Source organism: Sphaerisporangium siamense, assembly GCF_014205275.1.
Classification (GTDB): Bacteria; Actinomycetota; Actinomycetes; order Streptosporangiales; family Streptosporangiaceae; genus Sphaerisporangium; species Sphaerisporangium siamense.
Genome location: NZ_JACHND010000001.1, coordinates 2,576,796 through 2,589,198 on the forward strand (window position 1 = coordinate 2,576,796; position 12,403 = coordinate 2,589,198).

The 12,403-nt window shown below is 74.4% G+C and carries 12 protein-coding genes; 7 read left to right on the top strand and 5 right to left on the bottom strand.

The window, feature by feature from the left end; genetic code table 11:
- Nucleotides 1-98: 98 nt before the first annotated feature.
- Genes BJ982_RS11975 through iolD form a run of 6 tightly spaced genes read left to right on the top strand, consistent with a single transcriptional unit; the run spans nt 99 to nt 6,509 of the window.
- On the top strand, nt 99-1,082 hold the full coding sequence (locus tag BJ982_RS11975) for a Gfo/Idh/MocA family protein (RefSeq protein WP_184879543.1): 984 nt from the start codon (nt 99-101) through the stop codon (nt 1,080-1,082).
- Nucleotides 1,079-2,002, top strand: a complete 924-nt coding sequence (locus tag BJ982_RS11980) for a TIM barrel protein (RefSeq protein WP_239123088.1) — start codon at nt 1,079-1,081, stop codon at nt 2,000-2,002. The genes BJ982_RS11975 and BJ982_RS11980 overlap by 4 nt, the downstream gene beginning before the upstream one ends.
- The gene (gene iolC / locus BJ982_RS11985) at nt 1,999-2,952 is read left to right on the top strand and encodes a 5-dehydro-2-deoxygluconokinase (RefSeq protein ID WP_184879546.1); all 954 of its coding nucleotides are present in this window, start codon (nt 1,999-2,001) and stop codon (nt 2,950-2,952) included. The genes BJ982_RS11980 and iolC overlap by 4 nt, the downstream gene beginning before the upstream one ends.
- Nucleotides 2,945-3,826: a Cgl0159 family (beta/alpha)8-fold protein gene (locus BJ982_RS11990; protein ID WP_184879548.1), complete on the top strand. Its 882-nt coding sequence runs from the start codon at nt 2,945-2,947 to the stop codon at nt 3,824-3,826. Before iolC ends, BJ982_RS11990 begins: the two co-directional genes overlap by 8 nt.
- Nucleotides 3,826-4,668 (top strand): 5-deoxy-glucuronate isomerase, encoded by an 843-nt coding sequence (iolB, locus tag BJ982_RS11995; RefSeq protein ID WP_184879550.1) that lies wholly within the window; start codon nt 3,826-3,828, stop codon nt 4,666-4,668. Before BJ982_RS11990 ends, iolB begins: the two co-directional genes overlap by 1 nt.
- Nucleotides 4,668-6,509, top strand: a complete 1,842-nt coding sequence (gene iolD / locus BJ982_RS12000; protein ID WP_184879552.1) for a 3D-(3,5/4)-trihydroxycyclohexane-1,2-dione acylhydrolase (decyclizing) — start codon at nt 4,668-4,670, stop codon at nt 6,507-6,509. The genes iolB and iolD overlap by 1 nt, the downstream gene beginning before the upstream one ends.
- Nucleotides 6,510-6,519: 10 nt before the next feature.
- Here iolD and BJ982_RS12005 read toward each other — a convergent pair whose 3' ends face one another.
- From BJ982_RS12005 to BJ982_RS12025, 5 genes are all read right to left on the bottom strand, one after another.
- A complete protein-coding gene (locus BJ982_RS12005) occupies nt 6,520-7,758 on the bottom strand; it encodes an MFS transporter (RefSeq protein ID WP_184879554.1) in 1,239 nt (412 codons plus the stop codon).
- A gap of 117 nt (nt 7,759-7,875) precedes the next feature.
- Nucleotides 7,876-9,066, bottom strand: coding sequence for a WD40 repeat domain-containing protein (locus BJ982_RS12010; protein WP_184879556.1), 1,191 nt, complete (start codon nt 9,064-9,066; stop codon nt 7,876-7,878).
- Complete coding sequence (locus BJ982_RS12015) at nt 9,059-9,574, bottom strand: hypothetical protein (protein WP_184879558.1); 516 nt, start codon at nt 9,572-9,574, stop codon at nt 9,059-9,061. Before BJ982_RS12015 ends, BJ982_RS12010 begins: the two co-directional genes overlap by 8 nt.
- 128 nt (nt 9,575-9,702) lie before the next feature.
- Entirely contained in the window at nt 9,703-10,521 is an 819-nt protein-coding gene (locus BJ982_RS12020) for an ABC transporter permease (RefSeq protein ID WP_184879560.1), read from the bottom strand.
- A gap of 61 nt (nt 10,522-10,582) precedes the next feature.
- Nucleotides 10,583-11,539 (bottom strand): ABC transporter ATP-binding protein, encoded by a 957-nt coding sequence (locus tag BJ982_RS12025; protein WP_184879563.1) that lies wholly within the window; start codon nt 11,537-11,539, stop codon nt 10,583-10,585.
- Nucleotides 11,540-11,704: 165 nt separating this feature from the next.
- Between BJ982_RS12025 and BJ982_RS12030 the strand changes: the two genes are divergently transcribed.
- On the top strand, nt 11,705-12,400 hold the full coding sequence (locus BJ982_RS12030; RefSeq protein WP_239123087.1) for a DUF1707 SHOCT-like domain-containing protein: 696 nt from the start codon (nt 11,705-11,707) through the stop codon (nt 12,398-12,400).
- The last annotated feature ends 3 nt before the right edge of the window (nt 12,401-12,403 follow it).

The window sequence follows — 12,403 nt, forward strand, 5'->3', positions numbered from 1 at the left end:
CCGCTCGTCCGAATGTCAGGACAAAGTATTGACTCCGGGCAGGATGGTCCTTAGAACTGGTGGCGGGTCCCCAGTGCCGTTCGAGCCGCGGAGGCAGCATGCGTGTGGGTCTGTTGGGTCTCGGCAGGATCGGGGCGTTCCACGCGGTGACGCTCGCCGCCCACCCCGAAGTGGGCGAGCTGGTGGTGTCCGACGCCGACGCGACCCGGGCCGGGCAGGTCGCCGCCCGCGTGGGCGCGCGCGTCGGGGACGCCTTCGACGCCGACGCCGTCGTGGTGGCCACCCCGACCGCCACGCACGCCGAGCTGATCCTCAGGGCGTGCGCCGCGGGCCTCCCCGTCTTCTGCGAGAAGCCGGTGGCCCCGACCTTCGAGGAGGCCGCGCGCGTGGCCGAGGCCGTGCGCGACAGCGGCACGCTCGTCCACATCGGCTTCCAGCGGCGCTTCGACGCCGGATACGCCGCCGCCCGCGCGGCGCTGCGCGGCGGCGAGCTCGGCGACCTGCACCGCGTCCACATGCTCTCCGCCGACCCCCACCCTCCGGCCCCCGAGTACGTCCCGCGCTCCGGCGGCATCTACCGCGACTGCCACATCCACGACTTCGACATCCTGCGCTGGGTGACCGGCCGCGAGGTCGCCTCGGTGTACGCCACGGGCGCCAACCGCGGCGCCGCGTTCTTCGCCGAGGCCGGCGACGTGGACACCAGCGCCGCGCTGCTGACCCTCGACGACGGCACCCTGGTCACGCTGCAGGGCTCCCGGTACAACGGCAGCGGCTACGACGTGCGCATGGAACTGGCCGGCACCCGCCGCACGATCGTCGTCGGGCTGGACGACCGTACGCCGCTGGCCTCCGCCGAGCCCGACGCCGGCTTCCCCAAGGGCGACCCCTGGCCGAACTTCGGCGAGCGCTTCGAGCCCGCCTACGTCGCCGAGATCGGCGCCTTCCTCGCCGCCGTCCGCGACGGCGGCCCGAGCCCGTGCACGGCCGGCGAGGCCCTGGCCGCGCTCAGGATCGCCGAGGCCGCCGAGCTGTCCCGGCGCACCGGCGGGCCCGCGCGCGTGGACGAGGTGACGCTGTGAACGCCTCCGCGCCGAGGATCGCCGCCGCCCCGATCTCGTGGGGGGTGTGCGAGGTGCCGGGCTGGGGCCACCAGCTCGGCCGCGACCGCGTGCTCGCCGAGATGCGCGCCCTCGGCCTCACGGCCACCGAGCTGGGCCCCGACGGCTTCCTGCCGCCGTCCCCGTCCGAGCGCGCCGCGCTGCTGGCGTCGTACGGGCTGCGCGGCATCGGCGGGTTCGTCCCCGTCGTCCTGCACGACCCCGGCCACGACCCGCTCCCCGAGGCCCGCGCCACGATGTGCGCGTTCGCCGAGGGCGGCGTCGAGACGGTCGTGCTCGCGGCGGCCACCGGCGCGGACGGCTACGACGCGCGGCCGGTGCTGGACGACGACGGCTGGAACACGCTGCTCGGCAACCTGGGCCGCCTGCTCGCCGCGGCGGCCGAGTGCGGCCGGGCCGTCACCCTGCACCCGCACGTCGGCACGATGGTCGAGACCCGCGACGAGGTGGAGCGCGTGCTGGAGGGGAGCGAGATGCCGCTCTGCCTGGACACCGGCCACCTACTCATCGGGGGCACCGACCCGCTCGACCTGGTGTCCAGGGCTGCGGACAGGGTCGCACACGTTCACCTCAAAGACGTGGACGCCACGCTCGCCGCGCGGGTCCGCGCGGGGGAGCTGACCTACACCGAGGCCGTGCGCGCCGCGCTCTACCGGCCGCTCGGCCGCGGCGACGTGGACGTGGCGGGCATCGTGTCCCGCCTCACCGCCGCCGGCTACCAGGGCTGGTACGTCATGGAACAGGACCTGATCCTGGACGCCGAGCCGCCGGACGGCGCGGGCCCCATCGGCGAGGTCCGCGCCTGCCTGGACCACCTCGCCGCGCTCACGGCGGACACAGCGGGCACAGTGGGCGCGGCGGGCGCGGAAGGCCCCGCATGACCGAGGTGCTCACGATCGGCAGGGTGGGCGTCGACGTCTACCCGCTCCAGGTCGGCGTCTCGCTGCGCGAGGTGGAGACGTTCGGCAAGTACCTCGGCGGCAGCCCCGCCAACGTCGCGGTCGCCGCGGCCAGGCTGGGACGGCGGTCCGCCCTGATCAGCCGCACCGGCGCCGACCCGTTCGGGGAGTTCGTCCACGACGCCCTGCGCTCGTACGGCGTGGACGACCGGTACGTGACCCCGGTCGCGGGGCTTCCGACGCCGCTGACGTTCTGCGAGATCCGCCCGCCCGACGACTTCCCCCTGTACTTCTACCGCTATCCCAAGGCCCCCGACCTGGAGATATACGCGGACGAGCTGGATCTGGCCGCGATCAGGGAGTCGGACCTGTTCTGGGCGACGGTCACCGGCCTGTCGCAGGAGCCCTCCCGCGCCGCCCACGCCGCCGCCTGGCGGGCCCGCGGGCGCGCCCCGCTGACCGTCCTCGATCTCGACTACCGCCCGATGTTCTGGCCCTCGGCCGAGGAGGCCGCCGCCCAGGTGCGCGCGGCGCTGGCGCACGTCACCGTGGCCGTGGGCAACGTGGACGAGTGCGAGGTCGCGACCGGCGCGCGCGACCCGCACGAGGCCGCCAAGGCGCTCCTGGACATGGGCGTCGAGCTGGTGGTCGTCAAGCAGGGGCCGGCGGGGGTGCTCGGCATGACGGCCGGCGAGACCGTCACGGTGCCGCCCGTACCGGTCGAGGTGGTCAACGGGCTCGGCGCGGGGGACGCCTTCGGCGGCGCGCTGTGCGACGGCCTGCTGGCGGGGCGCGGGCTTGAGGACACGCTGCGGCGCGCCAACGCCGCGGGCGCGATCGTCGCCGGACGCCTGGCCTGCGCGCCGGCCATGCCCACGGCCGCGGAGATCGAGGCCGTGATCTCGGAGCTCCCGGGGGAGAGCGATGCGTGACGAGGACCGCAGGAAGATCTCGGAGTACCGGGCCCGGTACCCCGAGAAGATCGCGCAGGCCGCCGCCGAGCGCCGCAGAAGGCCCGTGCTCGCCGACCGCGACCAGATTCTGATCATCGCCGCCGACCACGCGGCGCGGGGCGCGCTCGGCGTGCGCGGCAGGCCCCTGGCGATGGCGAGCCGCGTGGACCTGCTCGACCGGCTGTGCGCGGCGCTGGCCAGGCCCGGCGTGGACGGCCTGCTCGCCACCCCCGACGTCGTCGAGGACCTGCTGCTGCTCGGCGCCCTGCACGACAAGGTCGTCATCGGCTCGATGAACCGCGGCGGCGTCCACGGCAGCGCGTTCGAGTTCGACGACCGCTTCACCGCCTACGACGTCGAGACGATCGCCCGGATGCGGCTCGACGGCGGCAAGATGCTCTGCCGCGTCGGCCTCGGCGATCCCGGGACGGCCGCGACCCTGGAGTCCTGCGCGCACGCGGTCACGGGCCTGGCCCGCGAAGGGCTGGTCGCCATGGTCGAGCCGTTCTGGTCGCGCCGCGACGAGCACGGCGTCCGCCACGACCTGTCCGCGGCGGGCATGATCCATGCCGTCCACGTCGGCCAGGGGCTCGGCGCCACCTCCGCGCACACCTGGCTGAAGCTGCCGGTGATCGACGAGATGGACCGGGTCATGGAGGCCACCACCCTGCCCACCCTGCTGCTCGGCGGCGACCCGACGGCGGCCCCCGACGAGGTGTACTCCTCCTGGGGGAAGGCCCTGCGGCTGCCCGGCGTGCGGGGGCTCGTGGTCGGGCGCGCGCTGCTCTACCCTCCAGACGACGACGTGGCCGCGGCCGTCGACACCGCCGCCGGTCTATTGGAGGTCTCCTGATGGCGTACATCCCCGCCGGCTCCACGGCCCAGGCCCCCTGGGCGCTGTGCGTCACGCCCGCCCGCGCCGGCTGGACCTACGCCGGGCTGCGCGCGCTCAACCTGTCCGGCGAGACCGCCGAGTTCGCCACCGGCGACGAAGAGATGCTCGTCGTGCCGCTGTCCGGGTCCTGCGTCGTGGAGTGCGACGGCGAGCGGCTGGAGCTGCGGGGACGCGAGTCCGTCTTCGCCGGCGTCACCGACTTCGCCTACCTGCCCGTCCGCGCGACGGCGCGGATCACCGGCCGGGGCCGGTTCGCCCTGCCCTCGGCGGTCGCCGAGCGCCGCCTCCCCGTGCGGTACGGGGCGGCGGCGGACGTGCCGGTCGAGGTGCGCGGCGCCGGGCAGGCCACCCGGCAGGTCAACAACTTCTGCGCCCCCGAGGTGTTCGCGTGCGACAGGCTCATGGCCGTCGAGGTGCTCACCCCCGGCGGCAACTGGTCGTCGTACCCGCCGCACAAGCACGACACGCCCGGCGACGGCGAGGCCGTGCTGGAGGAGATCTACTACTTCGAGGGCGGCCCCGGCTACCAGCGGGTGTACGGCGCGCCCGGCCGTCCGATCGACGTGCTGGCCGAGGTCGGCTGCGGCGACGTCGTGCTCGTGCCGCACGGCTACCACGGCCCGTCCATGGCCGCGCCGGGCTACGACCTGTACTACCTCAACGTGCTGGCGGGCCCGGGAGACCAGCGGTCCATGGCCTTCCGCGACGATCCCCGGCACGCCTGGATCCGGTCGAGCTGGGCCGGGCAGCCGATGGACCCGCGCGTCCCGATGACGTCCGCATCCGGGGAGGCGACGTGATGAACACGATCAGGCTGACCGTGGCCCAGGCGCTCGTGCGGTTCCTCGCTCAGCAGTGGAGCGAGCGCGACGGCATCGAGCAGCGGCTCATCGCGGGCTGCTTCGGCATCTTCGGCCACGGCAACGTCGCCGGGGTCGGCCAGGCGCTCGCCGAGAGCGGCGCCGGGCTCGGCGACCCGCTGCCGTACTACCTGGCCAGGAACGAGCAGGCCATGGTCCACACCGCCGTCGGCTACGCCAGGACCCTGAACCGGCTGTCCACCTTCGCCTGCACCACCTCCATCGGCCCCGGCGCCACCAACATGGTCACCGGCGCGGCGCTCGCGACGATCAACCGGATCCCGGTGCTGCTGCTCCCCGGCGACGTCTTCGCCACCCGCGCCGCCGGAGCCGTCCTGCAGGAGCTGGAGGATCCCCGCTCCTACGACGTGACCGTCAACGACTGCCTGCGCCCGGTCTCGCGCTTCTTCGACCGGATCAACCGGCCCGAGCAACTGCCGTCCGCGCTCATGGCGGCCATGCGCGTGCTCACCGACCCCGCCGAGACCGGCGCGGTGACGCTGGCGCTGCCGCAGGACGTGCAGGCCGAGGCGTACGACTGGCCGGTGGAGCTGTTCGGGCGGCGCCTCTGGCACGTCGCCCGCCCGATCCCCGACGCCGCGTCCGTGGAACGGGCCGCCGAGGTGATCCGGTCGTCCCGGCGCCCGCTGATCGTCGCCGGAGGCGGCGTGGTCTACGGCGAGGCGTGGCGGGAGCTGACCGCGTTCGCCGAGGAGCACGGCGTGCCGGTCGGCGAGACGCAGGCGGGCAAGGGCGTGCTGCCCCACGATCACCCGTGCGCGCTCGGCGCCATCGGCCACACCGGCACCGCCGCCGCCAACGCCGTCGCCCGCGAGGCCGACCTGGTCATCGGCGTCGGCACCCGCTACACCGACTTCACCACCGCCTCGCGCACGCTCTTCGGCGACGCCCGGTTCGTCAACGTCAACGTCGCCGCGTTCGACGCCGCCAAGCACGCCGGCGTCATGCTCGTCGGCGACGCCCGCGAGACGCTCGCGCTGCTCGACCTGGCCGGCTGGCGGGCCGACCCGTCCTGGACCACGCGCGCCGCCGGGCTGGGCCGCGCGTGGCGCTCCGCGGTCTCCGCGCTGCAGGCGGGGGAGTCGCTCACCCAGCCGGTCATGCTCGGGGTGCTCAACGAGGTCGCGGGCACGGACGGGGTCGTGGTGAACGCGGCGGGGTCCATGCCCGGCGACCTGCACAAACTGTGGCGGGCCTCCGGCCCGGAGGGCTACCACGTCGAGTACGGCTACTCGTGCATGGGGTACGAGATCGCGGGCGGCCTCGGGGTCAAGCTGGCCGCGCCGGAGCGCGAGGTGTTCGTCCTGGTCGGCGATGGGTCGTACCTGATGATGGCCCAGGAGATCGTCACCGCCGTGCAGGAGGGCGTGAAGCTCGTCATCGTGATCGTCGACAACCACGGCTTCGCCTCGATCGGCGGCCTGTCGGAGTCGGTGGGCGCGCGGCGGCTCGGCACCTCCTACCGCATGCGCTCCTCCAGCGGCCGCCTGGACGGCCCCTATCTGCCCGTGGACCTCGCCGCCAACGCCGCCACCCTGGGCGCCGACGTTCTCCGCGCCACCGACCCCGCGTCCTTCCGCGACGCCCTCCTCAAGGCCCGCGAGGCCCGTACCACGACGGTCGTCCACGTCGAGACCGTCCCCGGGTCCGCCCCCGAGACCACGGCCTGGTGGGACGTCCCCGTCGCCGAGGTCGCCACGGACCCCGGCCCGCGCGCCGGCTACGAGGAGGCCAAGCGCGCCCAGCGGCCGTACCTGTGACCGGCCGGGGTCAGGCCTCCGCGGGACGTGGGCGCCGGGGGGACGGCCCGGCATGGAAGCCGGGGGCCAGGGCGACGATCGCGGCGGTGAGCACGAGTGGGGCGGCGAAGGCGATCTGGTAGTCCGCCGCCTCCGCGATGCCGCCGACCAGGGCGGCGCCGACGATGAAGCCGACGTAGTTGAACAGGTTGACGCGGGCGATGGCGACGCCCGTGCCGGCGGGGTCGAGGCGTCCGGCGGCCGAGAACGACTGCGGGGCCACCACCGACAGCCCGACGCCGGCGACGCCGAACGAGATGATCGCCAGCGGCTCGCTGGGCGCGGCCACGATCCCGGCGAAGCCCAGCGCGGCCAGGGCCCCGCCGACGCGGACGATGACCGCGGGCCCGTACCTGCGCACGGCCAGGTCTCCTCCGGCCCTGACCACGAACGTCGTGGCCTGGTACGCCCCGAGCGCCAGCGGGATCACGGCCTCGCCGGCGTGCATGATCTTGTCCATGTAGACGGACCCGAAGTTCGAGATCGAGGCGTCGCCGACGTAGAGGAACGCCATCGCCAGGCACAGCGGCAGGATCGGCCGCCACGGGAACCGGCCGGGCGCCGGATCCGCCGGCCCGCGTTCCGTCCCGGCGGGGAGCGTCCCACTCTCCGGCGTCACGTGCTTCCGCGCGGGCGTCACGTGCTCTTCCTCGGGCGCGCACAGGGTGGGCCCGGCGGCGACGGCCACGGCCACCCCGGCCGCCATCGCGACGGCGAACGTCGCGGCGAGCCCCAGCCCGAGTCCGCCGGCCGCGGACGCCCACGCCGCGCCGAGGACGGCGGCGGCGCTCCACAGGGCGTGGAAACCGGTGAGCACCGGACGGCCGTACCGGCGCTCCACCGCGACGGCCTGCATGTTCATGCCCGCGTCCACCGCGCCGAGGCACAGCCCGAACAGCACGTTCGCGGCCACGAGCTGCGGCACGCTCGCCGCGAGCCCCGCGAGGACCACGGCCGCCCCCGCCAGCGGCTGCGCCACCCGCAGCACCAGCCGGCTGCCCAGCCGCTTGGCCACCTCCCCGGCCAGCACGCTGCCCACCCCCGCGATCACGGGGACGACCAGCAGCAGGACGGACAGCTCGCCGTCGCTGAGCCCGTGCTTCTTCTGGAGCGCGGCCACCTGGGTGAGCAGGGTGGCGAAGGTCAGGCCCTGCACGAAGAAGACGGCGAAGGTGGCGAGGCGCGCGCGCCGGTCACGGGGGGTGGGCACTGCGGCCTCCAAAAGAACATGAGGCTGAATCAGGTTCGGCCAGGGTACGGTCACACCTCCGGCCGGTCAATGATCCACCCGCCACGCACCCGCCGGTTCCCGGAGGATCGGCGGGCGTCAGCGGGTCAGCGTGGACAGGGCGAGGGGAGAGGGGGACCTCATGTCCCAGAGCAGGATCTTCTCGTCGTCGGCGCTGGCCAGAAGGCCGCCGTCGGGGCTGAAGGCGATGGACAGGACCGCGCTCGCGTGCCCGGTCAGAGGTCTGCCGCGCGGCCGCCGCAGCGAGGTGTCCCAGAGGCGCACCGTCGTGTCGTCCCCGGCGGCCAGGATGCTGCCGTCCGGGCTGAAGGCCAGGGAACGCGTCCCGGCGGACCCGGGCAGCGGCTGGCCGACCTGTCCGGGCTGCCGGGTGCTCCAGAAGCGGACGGCCATGTCCTCGCCGGCCATGGCGAAGCTCGTGCCGTCCGGGGCGACGACCAGCGAGCGGATGCGCCCGGTGTGCCCGGTGCGCACGGCCGCGAGCAAGGCCCGGGTGTCCACTTTCCACAGGCTCACCGCGCCCTCGTCGTCGGCTCCGGCGAGGATGCCGCCGTCCGGGCTGAAGGCGAGCATGCGGATCGTGCCGGTACGTCCGGACATGGGGCCGCCCATGGGCCGTTGCGTCCGCAGGTTCCACAGCAGCACCGTGCGGTCCGGGCTCGCCGCGGCCAGGACGGCGCCGTCCGGGCTCACGACGCTCGCGGTCGCCACGCCGGCGGGGAAGAGGAAGATCGAGGAACGATGCTCCCGGCCCGCGCGCAGCACCCGGGGGGCGCGCGGGACCGCCACGTTCCAGCGCTTGACCATCCGCCCGTTGTCGGAGATCAGGTAGCTGCCGTCCCAGCTCAGCGCGGGCGGCGCCGCGTACGGCGGGCTGAGGACGGGGCCGGCAGGCCTGTCGCCGGGCCAGAGCCCGAGCGACCGGCCGATGCCGGGGCCGCCCGCGACCGCCAGGGTGGCCAGCGTGGCGATCGCCAGCGGCAGGCGCCAGGCCGTCCCGCGCCGAGCCGTCCGGGGGAGGAGGACGGGCTCACGGCCGGTGCCGTCGCCGGGCTGGTTGTCGCGCCCGTCGCCGGGTTCGTCGTCGGCCGTGGGGTGGCCGAGCAGGGGGGCGCCGCCGTCCGGGCGGGCCAGCGCCATGAGCAGGCGGACGCCGAACGAGGCGCACCGAGGTCCGGGGCCGGGGGCGGGGAGAGGGGGGGCGCAGGGCAGATCGTCTGGGCGCGCGAGGGCAAGCAAGATCCGCGAGGCGCGGGTCCGATCAGGCATCGGCCGCCCCGGTTCCGTCCCGCGGCGGGGAGGAACCCGCGCGGGGGGAGACGCCGGCGTTCCCGTCAGCGGGCGGGGACGGCTCAGGGACGCCCGGCGCCGGCATGGCGGGCCGGGAGGCCGCCGCCGCGGAGGAACTTCTGGAGGACCGGCCCGCGGAGGAAGGGGAGGGGGACGTGGGAGCGGGGGCGTTCAGGAGGGTGCCGGAGTTCGCGAGGCTGTGGACGACGAGGCGGGTGACCTTCTCGACGACGAGCGGGGCGGCGAGGCCGAGGGCGAGGGCCGCGAACGCGCCCGATATCTGGCGGCCTTCGGTGGCCGCCGCGGCCAGCACCGCGCCGACCCCCGCACGGATCGCCACCGAGGTCAGGTAGGCGGCCCGTCCCTGCGGGATGGGACGCTTCCAGGACCATTTCCGGTCGCGCCGGATGCGGGCGTAAAGCTCCAGCCCTTCGACGCAGAGCCCGCCCGCCAGACCCCAGAGCGCTGCGGCCCAGATGGGTAGCATACTCCGAAGGTAACTCATCGTATTCACATTGCGACAGTCCGTCTTTGGGCGACGCAACCCACGTATACACAAATGTCCGTGAAATCCGGATTATGGTGGATTGATCGGCACCATCCACCGCCATGGGCTCAGTCGATCAGCCGGGCCCGCATCTTCCACACCGCCAGGCCCCACATCAGCGCGGCGAAGAGCAGCAGCACGCCGGCATGGGCGAGATCGTCCAGGCCCAGGCGGCCGAAGACCGCGTCGCGGACCAGCTCGACGCAGTGGTACAGCGGGTTGACCCGCGCCACGGCCGCCGCCCAGGACGGAAGCTGGTCCACCGGGAAGAACGTGCCCGCGACCAGGAACATCGGCGCCAGCACGCCGCTGATCACGTAGTCGAAGGTGTTGATCGAAGGGACGATCGACGACACCCAGATACCGAACAGGCCGAAACCCAGCCCGGTGAGGAAGGCGATGAACGGCACCAGGAGCATGCCGGGGCTCGGGCGCAGCCCGAAGGCGACGCCGACCAGCACGGGCGCGCAGCCGTACACCCCGGCCTTCGCGGCGAGCCACGACGCCTCGGCGGTGACCAGTTCGTGGACGTCGACGGGCGCGGCCAGGACGGCGTCGTAGGTGTGCTGGTAGGTGCGGCGGATGAACGTGCCGAACATCGCGCCGAAGGCGCTGATGAACAGCACCGACGTCGCGACCACGCCCGTCGAGACGAAGTCGCGGTAGTCGTAGCCGTACGCCGCGCCGATCACCGAGCCGAACCCGAAGCCGAACGCCAGCAGGTAGATCGTGGGCTCCACGAGCGAGGCGAACGACGTCGAGGCCCAGTAGCGGCGGTACAGCGCCAGCTCGCGCCGCCAGACCCCGCGCACCGGGGCCCACTCGAACAGCCGCGGCGTCCCCGCCACGGCGGGCGAATCCGGCCGGACCCGCGCGTCCGCGCTCATGCGGTACCTCCCTGACGTTTCACGGCGCCGCGCGGTCGCCCGGCGCGCGCCCGGGACGCGGTCATTCGACGTTCTCGCCGGTCAGAAGGACGAAGACGTCCTCCAGAGTGGCGGCGCGCTCGATCGTGGCGGGGCCGAGGTCGCGCCGGAGGGGGTCCGGCAGGCGCTCGGCGGCGAGGATCGAGACCGACGGGCCGGTGCGGCGCGTGGCGAACCCGGCGGCCTTGGCGAGGGCCTCGACCTCGGCCAGCCGCTCCGGCGGGCCGTAGTGCTCGTGGACCCGGTCCCCGGCGTGCTCGGCGATCAGCGCCGCGGGAGCGCCGCGCGCCACCACCCGGCCGTGCGACATCAGGGCGCACTCGTCGGCGAGGCGCTCGGCCTCCTCGATGTAGTGGGTGGACATCAGGGTGGTCACGCCGTCGGCGCGCAGGGCGGCGACCAGGGACCACAACTCCTGCCTGACCTGGGGGTCCAGCCCGACGGTCGGCTCGTCGAGCAGCACCAGCCGGGGGCGGTGCACCAGGCCGCGCGCGATGAGCAGGCGGCGCCGCATGCCGCCGGAAAGGTCGCCGGTCTTGGCCCCGGCCCGGCCGGTGAGCTGGGCGATCTCAAGGGCCCGGTCCACCGCCGCCGCGCGCCCGGCCTTCGGCACGCGGTACAGGTGGGCGAAGACCTCCAGGTTCTGGCGGACGGTCAGCTCTTCGTCCAGGTTGTCCTGCTGGGGTACCACGCCCATGAGCGCCCGCGCCTTCTTGGACTCGCGCGGCAGCGCGTGGCCGAGCACGGTGATCGTGCCCGCGTCGGCGCGCGACTGGGCCGTGAGCAGGCGCATGGTGGTGCTCTTGCCGGCGCCGTTCGGGCCGAGCAGGCCCAGGCAGATGCCGTGCGGGACCTGGAGGTCCAGGCCGTCGACCGCGGTGATCGAGCCGTAGCGCTTCACCACCCCGCGCAGGGAGATGGCGGCCGCGTCCGGGCCGGGGACGAGGCCGTCGTGGGACGGCGCGTGCAGGGTGGCCATGCGATCACCCTAGGAAACGCGGCGGACGGTCCGCCAACGGGTTTTCCGCCGCGGACGCCGCTCGCCACAGATCCCGGGATGCGTGCGCGCGTCACCCCTCCGGCGTGGGAAGATCACGCGAACGGCGCTCTGGAACACCCCGCCGGAGGGGTTAGTGTCGTTCGTGTGGAAGCCGAGCGCGGAGCGCGTCACGAGCGGTGGAGCACCCGATGGAACGAGCAGGGCGCCCCGGCGCTGCGGCAGTTCCTCACAGGCATTCTGAGCGGGCGGCAGCAGGGCGCGGAAGGCCCGGCCACGCACGAGCTGCGCGCCTCCGACGACGACCGCGAGCGCGTGGCCGAGGTCCTGCGCGAGGCCGTCGCGGACGGCCGGCTGACCCCGCTCGAACACGAGGAGCGCGTCGAGCGCCTCTACACCGCCCGCACGCTGGGCGAACTGGTGGGCCTCACCGCCGACCTGCTCCCCGAGGAGCTCCAGCCCCTGCGCGCGGACGGGCGGCCGGTGATGGCCCTCTTCCGCTCCGAGCAGCGGGACGGCCGGTGGGTGGTGCCGTCCCACTACCCGGTGACCGCGATCGGCACCGGCGTCACGCTCGACCTGCGCGAGGCTCTGTTGCAGAGCTCCCACATCACCGTGCAGGCCACCGTGGTCGGGGCGACGCTCACGCTGGTCGTGCCCGAGGGCGTCCACGTGATCATCCCGGCGCAGTCGATGCTCGGCGGCAAGAAGAACCAGGCCCCGCGCGCGGTCCCCCCGGACGCCCCCGTCATCGAGGTCACCGGCATGATCATGATGGGCAGCGTCATCACCAAGTACCCCAAGCCCCCCAAACGCGGCTGGGGCCGCCGCCGCAGCCCCTGACCC